At 45.1% G+C, this 20,863-nt stretch carries 21 protein-coding genes; 16 read left to right on the top strand and 5 right to left on the bottom strand.

Annotated features, from left to right (window positions below; all coding sequences use genetic code 11):
• Positions 1 to 8: 8 nt before the first annotated feature.
• From KJB35_RS17090 to KJB35_RS17080, 3 genes are read right to left on the bottom strand one after another with little or no spacing between them, the layout of a single operon-like run.
• The gene (locus KJB35_RS17090) at positions 9 to 422 is read right to left on the bottom strand and encodes a biopolymer transporter ExbD (RefSeq protein WP_005375322.1); all 414 of its coding nucleotides are present in this window, start codon (positions 420 to 422) and stop codon (positions 9 to 11) included.
• A complete protein-coding gene (locus KJB35_RS17085) occupies positions 419 to 1,117 on the bottom strand; it encodes a MotA/TolQ/ExbB proton channel family protein (protein ID WP_017821236.1) in 699 nt (232 codons plus the stop codon). Before KJB35_RS17085 ends, KJB35_RS17090 begins: the two co-directional genes overlap by 4 nt.
• Complete coding sequence (locus KJB35_RS17080; protein WP_064354554.1) at positions 1,117 to 1,863, bottom strand: energy transducer TonB; 747 nt, start codon at positions 1,861 to 1,863, stop codon at positions 1,117 to 1,119. Before KJB35_RS17080 ends, KJB35_RS17085 begins: the two co-directional genes overlap by 1 nt.
• Positions 1,864 to 2,023: 160 nt before the next feature.
• Here KJB35_RS17080 and hutW point away from each other — a divergent pair, with 160 nt between their 5' ends.
• From hutW to KJB35_RS17060, 4 genes are all read left to right on the top strand, one after another.
• Positions 2,024 to 3,394, top strand: coding sequence for a heme anaerobic degradation radical SAM methyltransferase ChuW/HutW (gene hutW, locus KJB35_RS17075; protein ID WP_064354555.1), 1,371 nt, complete (start codon positions 2,024 to 2,026; stop codon positions 3,392 to 3,394).
• A gap of 32 nt (positions 3,395 to 3,426) precedes the next feature.
• The gene (hutX, locus tag KJB35_RS17070) at positions 3,427 to 3,930 is read left to right on the top strand and encodes a heme utilization cystosolic carrier protein HutX (protein WP_005385051.1); all 504 of its coding nucleotides are present in this window, start codon (positions 3,427 to 3,429) and stop codon (positions 3,928 to 3,930) included.
• A gap of 56 nt (positions 3,931 to 3,986) precedes the next feature.
• On the top strand, positions 3,987 to 4,517 hold the full coding sequence (gene hutZ, locus KJB35_RS17065) for a heme utilization protein HutZ (RefSeq protein ID WP_005375331.1): 531 nt from the start codon (positions 3,987 to 3,989) through the stop codon (positions 4,515 to 4,517).
• A 96-nt stretch (positions 4,518 to 4,613) separates the two neighbouring features.
• Positions 4,614 to 5,150 (top strand): ATP:cob(I)alamin adenosyltransferase, encoded by a 537-nt coding sequence (locus KJB35_RS17060; RefSeq protein ID WP_213907580.1) that lies wholly within the window; start codon positions 4,614 to 4,616, stop codon positions 5,148 to 5,150.
• An 80-nt stretch (positions 5,151 to 5,230) separates the two neighbouring features.
• Here the strand turns inward: KJB35_RS17060 and KJB35_RS17055 are convergent, their stop codons facing one another.
• Positions 5,231 to 6,145: a chemotaxis protein gene (locus tag KJB35_RS17055; protein ID WP_005385059.1), complete on the bottom strand. Its 915-nt coding sequence runs from the start codon at positions 6,143 to 6,145 to the stop codon at positions 5,231 to 5,233.
• A 214-nt stretch (positions 6,146 to 6,359) separates the two neighbouring features.
• On the opposite strand from KJB35_RS17055, the gene ppiC reads away from it, so the two are divergent.
• From ppiC to KJB35_RS17025, 6 genes are all read left to right on the top strand, one after another.
• Positions 6,360 to 6,701: a peptidylprolyl isomerase PpiC gene (ppiC, locus tag KJB35_RS17050; RefSeq protein WP_262584437.1), complete on the top strand. Its 342-nt coding sequence runs from the start codon at positions 6,360 to 6,362 to the stop codon at positions 6,699 to 6,701.
• A 343-nt stretch (positions 6,702 to 7,044) separates the two neighbouring features.
• Positions 7,045 to 8,349: an MATE family efflux transporter gene (locus tag KJB35_RS17045; protein ID WP_042521555.1), complete on the top strand. Its 1,305-nt coding sequence runs from the start codon at positions 7,045 to 7,047 to the stop codon at positions 8,347 to 8,349.
• 172 nt (positions 8,350 to 8,521) lie between these two features.
• Entirely contained in the window at positions 8,522 to 9,283 is a 762-nt protein-coding gene (locus tag KJB35_RS17040) for an ATP-binding cassette domain-containing protein (RefSeq protein WP_213871224.1), read from the top strand.
• Between the two features lie 20 nt (positions 9,284 to 9,303).
• Positions 9,304 to 10,152 carry an ABC transporter ATP-binding protein gene (locus KJB35_RS17035; protein WP_042521553.1) on the top strand — a complete coding sequence of 283 codons (849 nt, stop codon included), beginning with the start codon at positions 9,304 to 9,306 and terminating at the stop codon, positions 10,150 to 10,152.
• Complete coding sequence (locus KJB35_RS17030) at positions 10,142 to 11,656, top strand: ABC transporter substrate-binding protein (RefSeq protein WP_213871223.1); 1,515 nt, start codon at positions 10,142 to 10,144, stop codon at positions 11,654 to 11,656. Before KJB35_RS17035 ends, KJB35_RS17030 begins: the two co-directional genes overlap by 11 nt.
• 4 nt (positions 11,657 to 11,660) lie before the next feature.
• Positions 11,661 to 13,415: an ABC transporter permease subunit gene (locus KJB35_RS17025; protein ID WP_373417409.1), complete on the top strand. Its 1,755-nt coding sequence runs from the start codon at positions 11,661 to 11,663 to the stop codon at positions 13,413 to 13,415.
• A gap of 177 nt (positions 13,416 to 13,592) precedes the next feature.
• Here KJB35_RS17025 and KJB35_RS17020 read toward each other — a convergent pair whose 3' ends face one another.
• Positions 13,593 to 14,351: a DeoR/GlpR family DNA-binding transcription regulator gene (locus tag KJB35_RS17020; protein ID WP_005375354.1), complete on the bottom strand. Its 759-nt coding sequence runs from the start codon at positions 14,349 to 14,351 to the stop codon at positions 13,593 to 13,595.
• A gap of 274 nt (positions 14,352 to 14,625) precedes the next feature.
• On the opposite strand from KJB35_RS17020, the gene ltnD reads away from it, so the two are divergent.
• From ltnD to KJB35_RS16990, 6 genes are all read left to right on the top strand, one after another.
• A complete protein-coding gene (ltnD, locus tag KJB35_RS17015; RefSeq protein ID WP_005375356.1) occupies positions 14,626 to 15,534 on the top strand; it encodes an L-threonate dehydrogenase in 909 nt (302 codons plus the stop codon).
• A 25-nt stretch (positions 15,535 to 15,559) separates the two neighbouring features.
• Positions 15,560 to 16,816, top strand: a complete 1,257-nt coding sequence (otnK, locus tag KJB35_RS17010; protein WP_031780938.1) for a 3-oxo-tetronate kinase — start codon at positions 15,560 to 15,562, stop codon at positions 16,814 to 16,816.
• A gap of 11 nt (positions 16,817 to 16,827) precedes the next feature.
• Complete coding sequence (locus KJB35_RS17005; RefSeq protein WP_213907582.1) at positions 16,828 to 17,475, top strand: aldolase; 648 nt, start codon at positions 16,828 to 16,830, stop codon at positions 17,473 to 17,475.
• A complete protein-coding gene (gene otnI, locus KJB35_RS17000; RefSeq protein WP_047101720.1) occupies positions 17,475 to 18,251 on the top strand; it encodes a 2-oxo-tetronate isomerase in 777 nt (258 codons plus the stop codon). The genes KJB35_RS17005 and otnI overlap by 1 nt, the downstream gene beginning before the upstream one ends.
• 61 nt (positions 18,252 to 18,312) lie before the next feature.
• Positions 18,313 to 19,272, top strand: a complete 960-nt coding sequence (gene denD / locus KJB35_RS16995) for a D-erythronate dehydrogenase (RefSeq protein ID WP_017635260.1) — start codon at positions 18,313 to 18,315, stop codon at positions 19,270 to 19,272.
• A complete protein-coding gene (locus KJB35_RS16990) occupies positions 19,272 to 20,765 on the top strand; it encodes a GntP family permease (protein WP_005375369.1) in 1,494 nt (497 codons plus the stop codon). The genes denD and KJB35_RS16990 overlap by 1 nt, the downstream gene beginning before the upstream one ends.
• Positions 20,766 to 20,863 lie beyond the last annotated feature (98 nt).

The following is a 20,863-nucleotide window of genomic DNA, read 5'->3' as shown; positions in this document are numbered from 1 at the left end:
ACTTATTTTTATGATGGCTCTTCAGTGAGTAACTGAGTTGCTTGAATTCCGTTTTCTTGTAAAAAGCCGAGAAGTTGTACTAGCGACTGAATATTCGCGGTTTTTTCTGCTCCAATTACAATCGGTTTATCGCTTGACTTACTCTCTTCTAACAGCGCGAGGGTAAAGTTGTCCCAATCGATATATGTCTTGCCGTTAATAGCCCAGTAAGGCTCGTCTTTAAGAATATTTACCGTGATGGATTGCTTATCGACATCTGCAACAGCCTGAGATTCTGTGCTCGGTAAATTGACGTCTAATGAATCGAGTTTGACCGCTGCGGTTAACATCAGGAAAACCATGACGATAAAAATAATGTCTAACAGCGGTGTTAAATCGGGGGTTAAACCGTTACGACTATTTTCTTGTGGTGTTTTAATCATTGACTTGCGGCCTCAATCTTCCCAGAAGAGCGCAGTGTTACTTTTGAGTGGTCTGGCGAGACATGCTGTAACGAGATGCCTTCAAGCCATAAGTTGACGTAGTTTAAAGTGTGCTCAAGCTTGGCGATTACACGATCCGCCCACAAACCAATGATCTGCGCTCCTGAAATGGCAGGAAGTGCGATAATGAGACCCGCGGCAGTGGTGCGCATAGCAAGACCTAGGCCGTCAGCCAAATCATTCGGAGTGATATTCCCCGTTGAAACCGCGATGCCTTTAAACATGTCAATTAAGCCAAGTACCGTACCAAGCAAGCCAATTAAAGGGCTGATGACGCCAATCAGCGTCAGCAAACGAAGGCCGGAATGCAACTGATGGCGTTTTTCTTGCAGCCAAATACCTGCGGCATCTTCTCTTAAAGATTTCGAAAACGAATGATGAGCAAGCAACATCGCAACACCACGGTACAGAAGCGGCCGCTTATTCGACAACTCTTCAGCAAGTGCTTCAAGCTCGCTCCCATTTGTTGGGTCTAATCCTGTGAGCTTTTGGCGAATGGCTCGCTTTCCTACACCAAGGCTAATTAACACATGGAATAATCGCTCGGCGATGATCATCACCGTTAGAGCTGAGCAAATGATCAAAGGCCATGTCATCAGCCCAAATTGAGTTTGTAATTCTTGTAGTTGTTCCATTATCCATCCAACTTAAAACGAACAGGTACTTGTACTCGGTGAGCGACTTTTAGCCCACCTGAAATATGTGGTGTAAATTGCCACTGTTTGATCGCACGAAGTGCTGAGGCATCTAGCGACTCTGTGCCGGAAGACTCAATCAAAACCTGTTTAATCTGGTTACCATTCTCATCTAGCCATATCTCATACAAGGCTACACCCTCAATACCGCGTCTTTGTGCAGATCTTGGGTAACGGGGTTGTGTTGGTTGACTCACAAACGTTGGTTTGTCGACCAAGACAGGCTGAGACGTTGCCCCTTTGGATTGGCTCGCAGGTGCGGATTGTTGAGCTACCGTCTCTTTCTTCACTGGTTCCGTTTTTTTCTTTGGTTTCGCTTCGGGCTGAACCTTTTGCTTTGTTACGGTTTTGGTGGGCTCGACCGCTTTAGGTTTAGATTGTTTAACCGGTTCAGGTTTTTTCTCTACTACCTTCTTCTTAACAGCGTCTTTCTTGACGACCTGTTTTTTTACAATCTTCTTTTCTGGTTCAGGTTGGTCTTGAGGCTGCTGCTCTTTTGGTGGCGCTACATTTTCTGGTGTAGATTTTTCGACAGCGGGAGGAGCAGACACAAGATTTAGACTTACCGAACTTGCTGGGTTTCCAGCCGGCATCGCGAACACCTTTGTCTCTTGAGAAACAAAAAGAAGTGCGGCATGGATGGCAAGGGAAGCACCTCCTGCAATGACATATCTTTGTACGTTCACGGAATATCTCGGGAAACTATGAAAACTTGGGCAGATTATTACTTACAATGGAAATAAGATCAATTATCAATTGCATTATCATTACGCTCAAATTATGATTCTTGCAGAATTTTTAAGATCAGCTTCCATCCCTTACATGATGGGAGTTAAGCGAGTATATATGAGCGTCGATATCGATAAGCTTGATGAATCAGTGTTGGGCAGTGATAGTCCTGATCCATTGCGATTTGCTTTTGTTAAGAAGCATTCTGCACATGCCGGGGGAGCGAGCGTACCTGTGCCCTCGTCTCAACAACAGGCGATTTTTTCGAGTATTACGGCTAACTCAATTAAAGCGACCAATAAACGCTGTCTTTATATTCATGTTCCGTTTTGTCGCGTTCGTTGCACTTTTTGTAACTTCTTTCAAAATGCTGCAAGTCGCACACTGGTTGATGAGTACTTTGAAGCATTAATGCAGGAGCTTAGAGAGAAAGCGGCATTACCTTGGACACAAAATGGTATTTTTCACGCCGTATATATCGGGGGCGGAACGCCAACGGATTTATCTCCAGTACAGGTTCGTGTGTTAGGCCAGGCTATCCGAGACCACTTTCCTTTGGCTGCAGACTGCGAAATCACCTTAGAAGGTCGCATCAATCGTTTTTCTGATGAGTTGTATCAAGGCGCTTTAGAGGGTGGGTTTAATCGTTTCTCTTTTGGTGTGCAAAGTTTTAATACACAAGTGCGCCGCAGCGCAAAACGTTTAGATGATAGGGAAGATGTCCTCAAACGAGTGAGCGAGATCGCCAAAGAAGACAAAATTCCGGTCATTATCGATTTACTCTATGGCTTACCTTATCAAACCAAAGAAGTGTTAGAGCAAGATTTAAATGATTTCCTCTCGACTGGCGCACACGGACTGGATTTGTATCAGTTAGTGGTTGGTGGGTCAGCTCCCATGCTCAACCTCGTAGAAAAGGGAAAAATCCCGCCACCTGCGACCACACCAGAAAAAGCGGGAATGTACGAGCTCGGTGTGAACTTTATGGCCAAACACCATATGAAGCAACTTAGCGTGAACCATTGGGCAATCGATAACCGCGAGCGTAGTTTATACAATAGTTTAGCCAAGACTTATGCAGAGGTATTGCCAATTGGCTGTGGTGCTGGAGGTAATATCGGTGGCTACGGGATGATGCAACACCGCACACTAGAGACCTATATTAAAGCGGTCAAAGAAGGTCAAAGCACCATCGCGATGATGATGAAGCAAAGCCCTCTAGAACCACTTTTTTCTGCACTCAAATCTGCGTTTGACCGTGGCATTGTTCAAGCAAATCAACTTCCATCATTTATGGGAGAGGACGCGTTCGGGTTTTTATTGCCTCTATTTAAAGTGTGGCAAGCGAAAGGCTTAGTACAACTACATGAACGTAGCGCAGTCCTTACTCTTGCTGGCAGCTTCTGGGCAGTGTCATTGGCTCAAAGTTGTATTCAGGTACTCACATCAGAGATGAACGAAACCGTACCGAAAGCATCCAATAATTAATGAAAACAAATTGAACAAAAACGGAAGACACAATGGAATCAATCAAGCAACAAGTTGAAGTATTACTAGAGCAAGAACCACAATTATTGCCAGCTGCGATGGCAGAGCGTCTTGGCATTTCCGAGTTTGAGGTTGTTGCGGCTCTACCTCAGGAAATGGTGGCTATTGCACCAGGAGAGCAAGCGCAAAGCATCTTAGAAAGTTTGGTTGGTTTTGGCCCGGTGACGACCATCGTCCACTCTTTTGGTTCTATCTTTGAAGTTAAAGCGCCGTTTCCAAAAGGAAAAGTGGCGCGTGGCTATTACAATTTAATGGGTAGAGAAGGTGAACTGCACGGCCACCTTAAATTAGATAACGTTAAAAATGTCGCATTAGTCAGTAAACCGTTTATGGGTAGAGAGAGTCACTATTTTGGTTTTTTCTCAGAGTGCGGAAGCAATATTTTCAAGGTTTATTTAGGCCGTAACGAAAAGCGCGAGTTGATTGAAGAGCAAGTCACCGCATTTCGCGCCCTACAAGCCGAATTAAAAAAGTAATCACAAACATAATCGAGGCTTAACTCGAATACTAATTAGTAAAGTCAGGTATCAATATGGATCAACAAGTTAAACAAGAGCGTTTGCAAGGTCGTTTAGGGCCAGAGATCAAAGAGTTCCGTCAGGAGCGCCGTACACTTCAGCTTGCAACTGTCGATGCAGAAGGTCGCCCGAATGTAAGCTACGCGCCTTATGTCCAAAACCAGGAAGGTTATTTCGTTCTCATTTCTAAAATCGCTCGTCATGCCCGTAACCTTTTAGAAAATCCAAATGTTTCATTGATGATGATTGAAGATGAAGAGTCTTCAAAGCAGTTGTTTGCTCGTAAGCGCTTAACTTTTGATGCGGTAGCAAATGTAGTTGAGCGAGACACAGAGATGTGGCAACAAGTTGTTGGACAAATGAAAGAGCGTTTTGGTGAGATTATTGATGGTCTAAGCCAGCTAGAGGATTTCGTTTTGTTCAACTTAAAGCCAGAATCGGGGCTATTTGTTAAAGGTTTTGGTCAGGCGTATCAAGTGTCTGGTGATGATTTAGTAGATTTTGTTCACCTTCAAGAAGGTCACAAGAAAGTCGAAAGTGCCTGATTGTAAACCGATCATATGAATGTCGATCATTTGGCATAATGAACGTTTAAAGGGAGTTAGGTTATACTGACTCCCTTTTTATATTGGAACAAAAGCATGAAACCTGTAAGCAAGGAATTGAGCGAGATTTGCTATCCGTTTATTTACGAGGACAGTCCGGTTTGTGACTTTGAAATTACAGCAGATGAACTTTGTAGTCGTATTGGCCTTGTTCTCGCTATGGAGTTGGACGAGTTTAGCCGTGATATACTGACAAGAATACAGCCTAATGTTTATCATCTAAATGGTTCGGTTCGCGGAAAATTAGCGATTACAGAGACGGAAGTTGAAGAGTTAAAGGCCGATTATGCTTTGCTCAAGCAACGCATTGATGGTGGCTTCAAAGGCTTTGTTCTACCCGGAGGGCACCCGGCAGCCAGTCAATTGCATTTGTGCCGTTGCCAAGCTAAAAAAACGGTACGAGCATTAGTTGCCGTTGAACATACAGGTAAGAAGCAGCCCGCACCTATTTTGTTTCGATACGCGAACTTATTAGCGAATGTACTTTACAGCCTAGCTTCTTATATTAATCATACTCATCAAGTCAAAGAGACGGGATTCGTTTCTCGTAGTTACGCGATGCCAAAGAAGTGAGCTGAGAAATTAGCGGATGTGAGCATCAGGGGTAGGACAAGCACTGCATTATATTCTCAAATCAACTCGTCCAATAAGAGTTAAGAAGTCATAGCTTTGGCTTCTAGCTCTTTTGCTCCGCGAAGCATCGCTTCGATTAGTTCTCCTGCATTGAATTTCTCAAGTGCCTCATGCGCGCCAACTTGGTGAGCTCTGTCTACACAGATTTCGCTCGATAACGATGTGTGTAAAATGCGGTATGAATGGTTCAGAGAGGAATTATTCTGAACTTCAAATGCTAACTCATAACCGTCTAATCCGGGCATTTCAATATCGCTGACCAGAATATCAATTGGGCGATGAGCCGCAGCGTCACTTTTCATCAGTTCCAATGCATCTAAACCATTTTTACAGATTTGATACCCAATATTGATGCTATCGAGTGCGTCACACAGCTGTTTACGAGCGATGGAAGAGTCATCCACCAATAGAATACTGAGTGCTTTTAGGCGTTCTCGCTCAATATCTGTCAGCATTGGTATCTTTGAATTCTCGTACTGCGGATAAATTTTGGAAAGTAGCAGTTCCACATCCAGCATTTGAACAGTTTTGTCCTCGTAGCGAGTAATTCCAGTCACGAAAATATTTTTTCCAGCGCTCGGAGGTGGCGTTTCAATAGCTTTCCAATCGCACTCAATGATCTTCTCTATACTACGAACCATAAAAGCAACCACGGTTCGCAAGCAATCTGTCACGATCAAGTAGCAGCTTTTATATTCTTCTTCACTTATAGGACGAAAGCCAACAGCCGCTGACATATCGATCACTGGTACTGTTAAGTTACGTATCGTAACGGTTCCAATGACGTGATGATGCGAGTAAGGGATCTTCGTCGTTGGCATGTATGGGACGATTTCACGGACTTTTAGCGTACCGATAGCGAAACTCTGTTGCAGGGTAAGCTTAAACATCAACATGCCCTGAGACTGATTCGCTTTGCTAACGACTTTTGCCATGAAAATAACCTTATAAATACCACCGAATTGTGTCTAATCTAATCTTATCAGACGAAGGCTTCAACCATCGGAGAGACAAATGTGAGCTTTTTAGACAATCTTTTAGAGAATAGTGATTAACTGAGCAAAACTTGTTTGTATTTTAAACTCATTATGTAGACGATTTTATATTCCTCGTGTATTTGGGCCTTTACCGCTGAGCTATTATTAAGAAATGTTTGGTCTGTTACAAAGGATTGGGTACACTTGCGCGACCAGAATAGTGAGAGATAGATCAATGGCAAATACAGCAGCCGCATTACATATTCTTGTGAAGCACAAAGAGCAAGCGGAAGACATAATCAAGCAACTGAAAAAAGGCGCAAAGTTTCAGACATTAGCGAAGAAGTATTCAACTTGCCCGTCAGGCAAACGCGGTGGTGACCTTGGTGAATTCCGCCGTGGTCAAATGGTACCTCAATTCGACAAAGTGTGCTTTTCTGGCGAAGTGTTAACGCCGCATCTAGTTAAAACCAAGTTCGGTTGGCATGTTGTAAAGGTGCTTTACAGAACATAAGGCTTGGTATCGACCTAAACATTGTCAGATGAAACCCACAAGCATTAAATATCATCTGTACGGTCTCTTTTCACCAATCACTACCGTTATGACATGGCAGATACATTCTGATCTGCCATGCTCCACCAAACGCCAATCTTTCCAAACTAGAAACTCATTTATATGCAGTTAACTTGGCTTTTCTCATAAGTCGTTATTCTATTTCAAGCTTTGATATGAGGATACGTTTGCCGGTTGTATCAATTATCAATGCTATTCCTTGCTGGCGAACTTTGGTTCATGTTCGGGCGCCATTCGCATATGATAGCGACCTTATAAAAATTAATCCTGTTCATAATTTAAGATGTCCCTGACTCATAAAGACTATTTTAAAATCGCATTTCCTTTCATCGTTTCTACTGTTACCCAACCATTATTGGGGGCGGTGGACACCGCGGTGATCGGTAAACTCGGTGTGGCTGAGATGATTGGTGGTGTAGCGATCGGCACCGTTATCATGAATACCTTGTATTGGCTGTTTGGCTTCTTCCGCGTCAGTACTACCGGGCAAAGTGCAATCGCATTAGGTAAAAATAGCCCAGAGGATCAAGCGAGTAGCTTATTGCGTCCTTTCGTGCTTTCGCTCTGCCTTGGCTTGATTTTCATTGCGTTGCAGTCCGTGATTTGGATGGGGGCAGAGCTGATTATCTCCCCTGATGCAGTCGTGGCCGAAAACGCTAAGACTTACTTCGATATCATGATCTTTGGTGCGCCGTTTGTACTGCTGAACTACACCGTGATTGGTTGGTTGATGGGGCAGGCGAAAGCCAAAGAAACCTTGTTCACGCAAGTGTTTGGTAATGTTCTGAACATCGTGCTGGATATCGTATTTGTGTTGTACTTTGATATGGGCATTGCTGGTGTTGCGGTGGCGACACTTATCGCGCAAATCTCGACGTTTGTTATTGGTGCGGTGCTGGTGTTGAAAACCTGTCGCTTCCCGCTGTTTGATCACATTCAGACCGCAAAAATGACGCGTAAAGATCTCAAAGTCATTGCGTCTTCCAATATGGATCTGCTGCTTCGTACTGTGTGTCTATTGGTGTTCTTCAACATGATGGCGCGTGTAGGCTCTCAGCTTGGTTCTGATGTGCTTGCTGCGAACGCAATCATGATGCAAGTGACCTTTATCGTCAGCTACATGTTCGACGGTGTAGCGAACGCGTCGAGCGTCTTTGCAGGTAAAGCGGTAGGCCAGAAGAATACGACATTGCTTGATAACGTGATTAAGCTAAACACGCAATGGACCGCGGCGTTCGTTGTTGTCTTGACCTTGCTGTTAGTGCTGTTCAAACACCAAGTGGTGATGTTGTTTACCACCTTGCCAAACCTTGTTGAACTGTATCTAGACATGAGCCCTTGGTTATTGGCATTCCCGTTGGTTGCTGGTTTTGGTCTTACGTTTTACGGCATCTTTACCGGTACAGGGACGACGCGACCAGTGCGTAACTCTACCTTTCTAACCATGGTGTTGTTCTTAGTGACTCAATTTATTGCGGTGCAATATTGGGGCAACCACGGTTTATGGCTGGCATTCACTCTGTTCTACGTTGGGCGCTTTGTCTTCTTGTTCCCATACCTCGAACAAGTCAAACAAAAGTGTCAGTAATTCACACTGTCACAAAAGACCTAATTTAGATGTTCTTATAACAAGGGTGGAGCCATCTGCCCTTGTTGATAAATCTGAAAAAGGTGATGAAATAACCCCTCCGACTGGTTTCCTTGCTTTAACCCGCATGATATTATTTGTGATGTTATATTATTACATTTAGTTTGATGCCGTGATTTCTCAACCAGTACTCTCCGTTAATAATCTCAGCCTTACAGACTCAGAGCGCACACTCTTCAAAGACATTTCTTTTGAGCTGTTTCAAGGTGAAGTTCTTGCCATTATGGGACCTTCCGGCATTGGTAAATCCATGTTGTCGAAAGCCGTCGCAGGTTTTTTGCCGTTAGATATTTGGGTAGACGGAAGTATCCAGCTTAACAGCAGTGAGGTAGCACAAACTGCCATGCTGCAACGGAGTCAATCTCAGCGTCCTGCGGTCATTTTCCAAGATGCACTTAAAGCACTGAATCCATTGGCCTCTGTCGAGCAACAACTGTGTTTGGCATTGACGGGCAACAAAACACGTTTGTCTTCAGCAAACCGAGAAACGGTGACGACCTTGCTGTCTCAACTCGGATTTGCGGCTCCAAAAGCAGCATTGGCGCAGCATCCAAGTCAGCTATCTGGTGGTCAGCGCCAGCGTATTTGTATTGCCATTGCATTGCTTGGTAGTGCCAACTTGATCATCGCTGATGAGCCCACCAGTGCGCTCGATCCAATCACCGAAGCGGAGATCCTTGAGTTGTTCCGCAGCAGTGTTCAGCAACGCAACATCAGTGGTTTGTTGATCACGCACGATCTATCTGCGGCTTTGGCGTGTGACAAAGTCTTGGTGATAGCGGACAACACCATGGTGGCTTATGGCGCACCATGGCAAGCCATTCAGCAAAGTTCGCATCCTTTCTGCCAACAACTTGCGCAACTGCTGCCTTAACCTCATCTCTGGAGCCTATTTTGACTAAGCACAACTTGAGCGGGCACACGCAGCCTAAATCGGCGGAAGTTCGCTTTGAGCAAGCCAGTGTTCACTATTACTCCAAACCAAGTTGGTTAGGGGGCAAACCGTTCAAAGCGCTCGAACAATTGGATCTTGCCATCGACACAAAGAACATTGCGATTGTTGGTCCTTCTGGCGCGGGTAAATCGACTTTGATTGAGCTTCTGTTTGGTCTTCGTAAACCCACATCTGGTGAAGTGTATGTGTGTGGTTATCCGTTATCGCGTAGCTCGGCTAAGCAGCGACAAGAGTTGTGTCAGCACATTCAGCTGATCCCACAAGAGCCGCAATCGAGCTTGAATCCGTACTACACCGTTCGCCAGATCTTACTGGAGCCGCTAAGCAATATTGGCTTGACGCAAGAGCTCAATGAGAAGGTGGAAAAGGTCTTGGCGGATGTCGGTTTGGATCTCACATTGCAGGATCGTAACCCGCAGCAGTTATCGGTTGGGCAAGCGCAACGTGTGGCTATCGCCAGAGCTTTAATTGTTGAGCCTTGCGTGTTGGTTGCCGATGAGCCAACCAGCAGCCTAGATCCCGTCAGTCGTAAACAGATTCTCGACTTGTTGGCAGGCATTCAAAAGAGTCGTCAGATGCGCCTGATTTTGGTGACACACGACCTCGATGCGGCACAAACCCTATGCGATGAAATCCTGGTGTTAGACAAAGGACGCGTTGTCGAGCACGGAACGGCACAAAACGTGACAAATAACCCATCACACTTGATCACGAGAGCCTTGATGAGCGCTCAACACAAAAGTAATGAATTCACAAAAACCATTGGAGAGGTTTCTTATGCACCTTAGTACTCCCAAGTTAGCTTTGTCGCTGGCTTTAAGCGCACTGTTGACGGGTTGTTTTGACTCTGGCGAAAGCAAGCCAGAAGCGGAAAAAGCAGCTGCACCGCAAGCAACGGAAATTCGCGTTGCCATGATGCAACCACCACGCACAGGTTTGTCGCCACTTTCAGATGACGCGTTCAAACTGTCACGTTGGAGCACGGCAGAAACGCTGGTGAACCTAAACGATCAGTCGGTAGCAGAGCCTATGCTGGCAACAGAGTGGGAACAAGTTGACCCGATGACGTGGCAATTTACGGTACGTAAGGGCGTGAAATTCCACGATGGTTCTGACCTTGATGCCAATGCGGTTGTGAACTCTCTACAAACAGCATTAGATGCCGCACCTAAGCCACGTATTTTGGATGGTATCGAATGGCAAGTTCGCGCACTGGACGACTTCACTGTTGAAATCAAAACGACCTTTAACGATCCATTGTTGCCAAGCCGTCTATCTAGCCCACAGTTAGCGATCCTTTCGGGTGCTGCATATCAAGAAAACGGTCGTGTTGTGCCAATCAATGCGGGTACGGGTCCATTCGTTCTGACAGAAATCAACGGGACAACCAGCGCGAAACTGAAACGTTTTGACGGTTACTGGGGTGAAAAAGCGAAAGTAGACAGCATCTTCGCTGAATACGTACCAAACGGTTTTGCTCGTGCTGCTGCACTGCGTACCGGTGAGGCGGATGTAGTCGAAGCCGTTCCTGTATCGCAAATCGCGATGATGGAATCTTCACAGCTGCACGAAGTCGCAATGCCACGTACCAACACGCTTTACCTAAACAATAAATCAGATGTGTTTAGCCAGTTTGGTTTGCGTAAAGCAGCGGCTCAAGCGGTTAACCGTGAGCAAATCATCAAAACGGTTTACGAGAACCACGCCGATTCAGCAAAAGGTCTGTTAGGTCCAGCATTGGCATGGGCTCAACCAATTCGTGATGCGAACCCTCGTATGGAAACCATGGAAATGCGCCACGCGAACGGTGAGAAGATCACCATCGGTACATTTACCGACCGTGCTGAGTTGCCAGAAGTAGCGGTGCTGCTAAAGCAACAACTTGAAGCGGCTGGCTTTGTGGTTGAACTAGACGTTCGTGAATACGCACAAATCGAAAACGATGCACTAGCAGGTAAGTTCGATGCGTTCTTGTTGTCACGTGCAACGGTGCTGGATTCTGGTGACCCAGTGGCGTACATGCAAAGTGACTTTAGCTGTAAAGGTTCTTACAACCTAGGTCAGTTCTGCTCTGAAGAGGTGGACGCAGCATTGAAACATGCTGATCGTCAGCCGTTGGGTGAGAAACGCCAACAAGCGATCATCGAAGCAGAAAGCAAAATCCTTGAGCAATACGCTGTGATTCCACTGCTTCACGAGCGTGTAATCCAAGGTGAGAGTGACCGCGTGAAGAACGCACAACGTGACCCACGTGAGCGTCGCCTGATCGACCAGTTTACTGAGGTGAACTAACTCGATGTCGTCTGTTGCCAACATGCGTTCTCGTTGGAGCGCTTGTATGCCTGAATGGTTTACGCGTTTTTTGTCGCGCTTCCTGTCACTCGGGGTAGTGGTTGTGCTGGTGGGTTTGATGCCGGATATTGCCGGTATCGACCCAAGCCAATCAATCCTCCGTGCTCGTGGGGGTGCTCAACAATTGCTGACGGCAGAAGCTCTGCAAGCAATTCGAGAAGATCTTCAACTTGACCGCAGCGCTGCTGAGCGATTGTGGGATTGGTTGACGCTTGCCATGCAAGGTGACTTAGGTGTCTCTTGGGTGAGTGGCGCATCCGTGATGGAGAGCGTTCAACAAACCGCAAAAACGTCGCTATTACTGATGCTTACAGCGCTAGGCATGGCATTTGTAATGTGCATGGCGAGCGTACTTTACACTGTGCGTCGTTGGCAACAGAATCGTTTAGACAAGCATCATGACACGCTCAGTTCGGTGTTGGTCTCATTGCCTGAATACGTGATTGCTTCATTGCTGATCATGGTATTTTCCATTTGGTTGGGTTGGTTCCCGCCTTATGGTTGGCAAGGCGTACAAAACCTCTGGCTACCAAGTTTGGCAATGGCATTGCCTGCGGCTGGCTTGTTCGGGCGCTTGCTCAATGACAGCCTCAAGCGAGTATTAGATGAGCCTTGGGTGATCACTTGGCTATCGGCGAACGTCAGTAAGTTTCAAATCTTACGCTTTGCCTTGTGGCGCGCCGTTAGTAACTTGATTCCTCAAATCGCAATGACGGTGATTGGTTTGACCGGCGGCGCGGTTGCTGTGGAGCAAGTGTTCTCCATTCCGGGTATCGGACGACTAATCTTAGGCGCAGCGAAATCACAAGATCTGCCGATGCTGCAAGGTGGTTTGTTGGTGTTGCTGGTGTTCTCGATGTTGATCAGCAGTGCGAGCATCTTATTGCAACGCTGGTTACTCGGGCACAGTGTCACAAGTGGTAAGTTGATCAGCAGTCACAGTACGTTCCGTTTTACCCAAAGCACCACCAAACGTATCGTCAGTGCCACAATCTTTACCTTGCTGATTGGTTGTGCAGGATGGGCGTTAATGCGCGATCCTTACACTATCCAATTTACCCGCCTTGAATCGCCAAGCTTAACAGCACCGTTTGGTGCTGATGCGGTCGGGCGAGATCTGCTTGCTCGCGTTGGCGGCGGTATGATGTCGACAATCAAAATGGGCATCATCGCCACCTTCCTAAGTTTAGTGATTGGTTTACTGCTCGGCTTCGTGACTCGTTATAGCCAAGGCTTAATTGAGATCACCAAAGGTGTGCCATACATTGTGGCGGGTCTGCTGATTGCTGGTCTAACGGGGATGAACCCAAACAGCGCTTTGATTGCGATTGTTATGGTGTCATGGGCACCATTAGCAGCGCACTGTGCGAGCTTGTTGATGGAAGCCAAAGCGCAGCCTTACACGCATCTTGCGCCCATTTGGGGAACCAGTCAGTGGCGAGTACTCCGTTACTACTTGTTGCCTTACGTACTACCGCCATTGATTCGTCACGCGTTTCTGCGTTTGCCGTACATTACGCTCAGTCTGACTTCTCTGAGCTTTATCGGACTTGGCGTTAAACCGCCAGAACCTGAATGGGGCTTATTGATTGCGGAAAACTTGCCTTACATCGAGCGCTCACCATTAGGTGTCTTGCTGCCAATCTCAGGCTTAGTTTTGATGGCAATTGCGGTGAATTTGATTTTTGATGACAAGTGACGAGCAGCGATAAAGCGAAGTGAGCTTCCATATCCAGATGTAATCAGTAATTTGGTAATTTAGAAAACAAAAGGATGTGTTTTCTGCCAGAAAGTACACAGCACGGTCTACGTATATTGGAAGCACCTATAAATTAACGAGTATAAAAGTTACGCGAACTCAGATGTTTAGGTAGTATTACTCTTTATACACACGTAATCCTTTATCCGTTAATTCTTGAGTGACCACTTCGGATAGGTTTCGATCGGTAATAATTCCGTCCAATTGCTCGATGTCTAATGCATGAAAGCTCGCTATCTGACCGTATTTAGTTGAGTCTGAGATCAGATAATTGGTTTGTGCCGCCTTGATGATTGCTTTTTTAACGAGAACTTTATTTTCATTAGGTGTTGATAAGCCTTTCAAGCTCCAAGATGAAGTCGAAATAAAGGCGATATCAATATTTAGCCCATTCAAGAACTCTGCGACTTTTCCACCAATGGTGGATTGGTTCTCGCGGTCAATTTTTCCCCCTGTGTGGTAAAGCTCACATTCACTGTGCGTCATAAGGAAAGCAGCAATAGAGAAGTCATTGGTGATCACTAAAAGATCATTACGATTTGCTATTTGATGGGCGATTTCTAGAGAGGTTGTTCCCGCATCCAAGTAAATCGTAGCGTCTTGACCAATTAACGTAGCCGCCAGCTTACCAATTTGAATCTTTTCATCCGCTTGTTGCTCGACCTTCGCATCATGGGAAAGTTCGGAATGTAGAGCTTGAGCGAGTTGCACTCCACCAGAAACAGAAACGACTTTACCTGAGGATTCAAGCTTCACGATATCACGACGAATGGTCATATGTGATACGCCAAGGTGGTCGGTTAAATCTGAAATGCTTAACACTTCTTGATGTGATAACAGGGATAATATGGTTCTTTGACGTTCTGCTGGGATCATAGTTTCACTTCTATATTCTTGTTTTTCAGTATCCTACCAATCTTTTCATTTGTTGTGAATATCTGTGAATTATGTTCTCAACGTTGTAAGAACAGCCTTCGCTTGTGTTAACTGCTCGGAATATCTCTGCCCATAAAGAGGTATATATCACGACATTGTTAATTTGTGTGAAAAAATGTGATTCAAAGCGAGGTCTTAGTATTAATGTTCACATATAATCACATCAACCAAACAAGAATTAACAAAGTTTAATAGACCAGAAGGCATTGTTTTTATGAGTGAAGTTCAATCTGTAGGTGTTATCGGTTTAGGCTCTATGGGAATGGGCGCCGCAAAGTCATGTGTGCGTGCAGGCCTAGATGTCTATGGTTTCGATTTAAATTCTCAAGCGCTTGAAGAGTTAGGTTCATTCGGTGCAAAAGCTGTTTCTACAAATGCAGTTGAGTTTGCAGATAAGCTTGATTCGGTTCTAGTTCTTGTTGTGAACGCAGCTCAAGTTAACACGGTCTTGTTCAAAACCGGTCTTGCTACAGCGCTTAAGCCGAATACGCCAGTAATGGTTTCAGCAACCATCTCAGCAGAAGACGCAAAACAAATTGAAGCGAAATTGGCAGAACACAATCTTGTGATGCTTGATGCACCGGTATCTGGTGGTGCTGCAAAAGCAGAATTAGGTGAGATGACTATTATGGCGTCGGGAGCGCAAAGCACATTTGATGCACTTGAACCAGTACTCAACGCAACGGCAGCTAAAGTCTACAACATCGGTGAAGCGATTGGCCTAGGCGCAACTGTGAAGATTATCCACCAATTGCTAGCAGGTGTTCATATCGCAGCTGGTGCTGAAGCAATGGCATTAGCGGCACGTGCAAACATTCCTCTTGACCTGATGTACGACGTGGTGACGAATGCAGCGGGTAACTCTTGGATGTTTGAGAACCGCATGAAGCATGTAGTTGATGGTGACTACTCCCCTAAATCTATGGTCGACATCTTTGTGAAAGATTTAAACCTCGTATCGGACACAGCAAAAGATCTCAAATTTCCACTTCCTCTATCAAGCACAGCACTAAACATGTTTTTGAGTGCAAGCAATGCTGGTTTTGGGCAGGAGGACGACAGTGCCGTTATCAAGATTTTTGATGGTATTGAGCTTCCAGGTGTAGAAAACAAACAGAAATAAGCGCACGTAAAACGGAGAAAAAATGATGTTATTAGGCGTTATCGCAGACGACTTTACTGGCGCAACAGACATCGCAGGTTTTCTTGTAGAAAACGGCATGCGCACAGTTCAGCTTAACGGTATTCCAAAAGAAGAGATTGATGTAAACGCAGATGCGGTCGTGATCAGTCTTAAATCTCGCTCTTGTCCTGTAGATGAGGCAATCGAGGATTCAGTAGCAGCGCTTAAGTGGCTGCAAGCAAATGGCTGTCAGCAGTTTTACTTCAAGTACTGCTCAACGTTTGACAGCACAGCAGAAGGTAACATTGGTCCTGTAACGGATGCACTGCTTGCAGAGCTAGGTGAAGCGTTCACCATTGTATGCCCATCATTACCAGTGAATGGTCGCACAGTTTTCAACGGCCATCTATTTGTATTCCAAGACTTGCTAAGCGACTCAGGTATGCGTAATCACCCTGTGACACCAATGACTGATTCAAGCCTAGTTCGTATGATGGATGCTCAATCTCAAGGCAAATCTGGCCTGGTGAACTTCCAAATAATTGAACAAGGTCCAAAAGCGGTAATTGAGCGCTTTGAAGAGCTAAAAGTACAAGGCAACCGCTACGCAGTGGTTGATGCATTCAATGCAGAGCATCTCGTCACACTTGGCCAAGCAGCGAAGTCTCTAAAACTGGTAACTGGTGGTTCTGGTTTGGCTGCGGGTATTGCTAAGAACTGGATAGAGAACCTTGAAGATCAAAGTGATGCGAAGCAAGAGGGGAACCCTAAAAAGGCACCAACCGTTGTGTTATCTGGATCTTGTTCTGTCATGACCAACCAACAGGTCGCTGTTTACAAAGAAAAAGCGCCACACTTTGCTATTGATGTGAAGGCGTGTCTGACGGAAGAAGACTACTCAAATCAAGTGTTTGATTGGGTCATGACCAACATCGAAAGCGAGTTCGCACCACTGGTTTACGCAACCGCAGATGCAACGGCGTTAAAAGCGATTCAACAAGAGTTTGGCGCGCATGCTTCAAGTCACGCGGTTGAACAGTTCTTTAGCCAACTTGCAGTTAAACTTCAGCAGCACGGTGTGAAAAATTTCATCGTTGCGGGTGGGGAAACCTCAGGGGTTGTAACCCAAAGCCTAGCCGTAAAAGGTTTTCATATCGGTCCTCAAATCGCACCTGGTGTACCTTGGGTGAAGTCACTTGAAGGCGAGCTTTCTTTGGCTCTGAAATCGGGCAACTTCGGCGATGAACACTTCTTTGCCAAAGCACAGTCGTTTTTTGAATAGGTGAGGTTGTGATGAATAAAGAATTGATGACAGAACAACAACTGCGAGAGCAAATGGTCACTATGGCTCGCTCTATGTTTGAACGTGGCTATGCGACTGGCGGCGCTGGCAACCTTTCTCTAAAGCTGCCTAATGGACACTTTCTGGCAACGCCAACTGGTTCCTCGTTCGGCCGCTTGATTGTTGAAGAGCTTTCGGTTGTGGATATTGATGGCAACCATATCTCTGGTGAAAAGCCATCAAAAGAAGTGGCTTTTCATCTGGCGATTTATCGAAATAACTCAAAGTGTAATGCGATTGTGCATCTGCATTCTACTTACTTGACGGCGCTTTCTTGTCTTGAAGGTCTAGACCGCGAGAATGCCATCAAAGCTTTTACACCTTACTTTGTAATGCGCATTGGCGAACTGCCAGTGATTCCGTACCTGCGCCCGGGCGACCCTCAGATTGCTGAAGAACTTGCGCAGCGGGCTAGTGACTACAGAGCTTTCCTCCTGGCGAACCATGGTCCAGTGATCACGGGTACGGACTTTGAAGATGCAGTGGATAACGCAGAAGAGCTAGAAGAGACAGCGAAGCTAGCGTTCATTCTTAAAGATAGCAACATCCGCTACTTAACGGATACTGAGATTCAAGACCTAAAAGGGAGAGGTAAGTAATGGCTAAATTCGCGGCAAATCTGACAATGTTATTCACAGAAGTTCCTTTTCTAGATCGTTTCGAAAAAGCACACCAAGCGGGCTTCAAAGCGGTGGAATACCTTTTCCCATACGCATTCGAAGCGCAAGAACTAGCAAGCAAGATACAGCAGTTTGGTTTTGAGCAAGCGTTATTCAACATGCCTCCAGGTGATTGGGATGCAGGTGAACGAGGTTTTGCAGCTATTCCGGGGCGTGAGGATGAATTTAAAACGAGCGTCGAGACTGCGCTGATGTACGCCAAGGCACTGAACTGTAAAAAGGTTCACGCTATGTCTGGCATTGTTGATTCACGCTTCACTCGTGATCAGCATATTGAAACCTTTATCTCAAACATTCGTTATGCAGCGGATAAGTTTGCCGAACAAGGTGTTGAGCTGATGATCGAGCCACTCAACAATCGCGATGTACCGAACTACTTTGTTGCACATCAACGTGAAGCGGTGGAACTCATCAAACAAGTGGCTCGTCCAAACGTGAAATTGCAGCTCGATCTCTATCACGCACAAATTATGGACGGTGATCTGAGTACGTTGATTCGCGATGTGGCGCCATACACAGGCCATATTCAAATTGCTTCTGTGCCTGAAAGGCACGAACCATCGGAAGGCGAACTGAATTACCCACACCTATTCAATGTTTTGGATGACTCTGGTTACCAAGGCTGGATCGGTTGTGAATACAACCCAAGGCATAGCACGCAGCTGGGCCTTAGTTGGGTTAAACCATACCTATAACAATTTTAATTTCTATCCATAAATAACTTGAAACCAATTACAAAAACAAAGGGTCGTGACTATGAATATTATCATAACTGGAGGGGCGGGTTTTCTCGGAACCCTACTTGCCAAATCACTACTAAAAGAAAACAAAGCTGAAAGTATTACTATTGTCGACATTCAAAAGTCGCGCTTAGAGGGCATTGATGACCGAGTCGTTTCTTTAGTCATGGATATGACAAAGCGAGAAAATATAGACCAAGTTATTACTGCCGAAACGACACACATTTTTCATTTAGCGGCAATTGTATCGAGCCATGCTGAGCAAGATTTTGATTTAGGCGTAGCTGTAAATCTGACGACCACACAGTTATTGCTTGAGCGTTGCCGTAAAGTAAACCCTAATATTCGTTTTACGTTTGCTTCATCTTTAGCTGTATTTGGTGGTGATCTTCCGGAAACGATTACACCAATAACAGCACTTCATCCTCAGTCATCCTACGGGACGCAAAAAGCTATAGGTGAGTTATTGGTGAACGACTATGCCCGTAAAGGCTTTGTTAAAGCTGTATCCGTACGTTTACCGACTATTTGTATTCGCCCTGGGAAACCAAACCTTGCCGCTAGCTCTTTCGTAAGCGGAATTATTCGTGAGCCTTTGAATGCTCAAGAATCAAATTGTCCTGTAGACCCTACGCTAAAACTTTGGATATCGAGCCCGTCTAGAGTGGTTGACAATATTCAGTATGCAGGGCTAATGCCTTATGAGCAGTTAAATAATCTGTCCTATAGAACGCTTAATTTACCTGGCATTCAAACTACACCAGCTGAGATGATTCAAACAATGGACACTCTAATGGGTAAACAACTTTCTAATTATATTACCTATGAGCATGATGCGGGTATTGATCGTATTGTGAGTAGTTGGCCACAAAAAATTGATTGTACTAAAGAACTGGAGCTTGGATTTAAAGCAGACAGTAATTTCAAGGATGTATTACAACAATTTATTTCTGTTAACAATATGGAGATTGTCTAATGTTACCAACCTCAGTAATTGGACTAATAGTAGCCGTATCAGTCCTTGTTTTTCTTGTATTACGTACAAAAGTACATGTGTTAATTGCGATGTTAATTGCGGCATGTATCGCAGGTATTATTGGTGGGTTAAGTGTTGACGACACGATTGCGACCGTTAGCAAAGGATTTGGTGGAACATTAGGCGGTATAGGGATTGTCATCGGTCTCGGCGTTATGATGGGGGCTATTTTAGAGGCTTCTGGAGCAGGAGAAAGTATTGCCTATAATTTTATAAAGTGGTTAGGAAAAAAGAAAGAAGAGGCCGCTCTTGCTGTAACTGGCTATATTGTTAGCATCCCAATCTTTGTGGATAGCGCGCTTATCATTCTTTATCCAATAGCGAAGTCTTTGTCAAAAACGTCCAATCGCTCGATTTTAACGCTTACGGTTGCTCTGGCGGGCGGCTTGGTCGTAGCGCATCACGCTATTCCGCCGACTCCAGGGCCTTTGGGCGTTGCTGGTATCTTTGGTGTCGATCTTGCCAGCATGTTAGGTTTTGGTTTGATGATCGCAGCGCCTTGTGTCATGGGTATTGTTTGGTATGCAAGATGGTTAGAAAAGCAGTTTCCTGAATTCATTCCAACCGAACATTTCTCGAAGTCTAGTGAGCAACTGATTAATGATCACAAAGAGTACATTGCAAGTAAAGAAGCGAAAGACCTACCATCTTTAAGTAAATCTATCGCTCCAATTATTATCCCTATTTTACTTATACTTGCGAAATCAGTGATGGGTTTATTAGAGGGGACTTTCGGTTTCGAAGGGCTGACTGCAACAACATTTGGTCAATTTATCGCTTTTATCGGCAGCCCTACTATTGCACTATCAATAGCGACGTTACTAGCGGTTTACACATTGGGTAATAACCTTACCAAAGAAGAAGCGAATGAAAAGATGGAACAAGGAATCTCCACTTGTGGCATCATTTTGTTAGTAACAGGTGCTGGTGGCGCGTTAGGTGCCGTATTGCGTGAAACGGGTGCGGGCGCAGAGATTGCCAACCAAGTTGCAGGGCTTCCTATTTCTGCGGTTATGATTCCATTTATTATTGCGACGTTAGTTCGTATTATTCAGGGCTCTGGTACAGTCTCCATGATAACCGCTGCTTCTATATCTGCCCCAGTTTTAGTGAATATTCCTGACGTTAACCTTTTATTCGCAGCGACGGCAGCTACGATGGGATCTCTATTTGCTGGCTACTTTAATGACTCGCTATTCCATATTGTTAATCGATTAATGGGGGTGACTGAGGTTAAGAAACAACTCATTATTTGGACTATTCCAACAACAATTGCTTGGGCTATTGGTGGTTCATTAGTCATGATTCTTAACTTATTCTTCGGATCTCATGGTTCAATCTTTGATCCTGTGTTACCACTTGCTGTACTTTTGGGGTGTGTTGCATTTACAAAATCTTACAGCGCTAAGCACGTCGAATTACAAGAGGTATAAAGGTTTACTTGTACTCTTCCATAAAGTAAAAACCTATCACAATATGTATTTTTATCAGATAGTTTAGAGTTTTTTAATAATATGAACGGCCCTATGTT

This window comes from Vibrio sp. D431a, from assembly GCF_030248655.1.
Lineage (GTDB): Bacteria > Pseudomonadota > Gammaproteobacteria > Enterobacterales > Vibrionaceae > Vibrio > Vibrio alginolyticus.
This window is presented reverse-complemented; position numbering and strand designations above follow the sequence as displayed.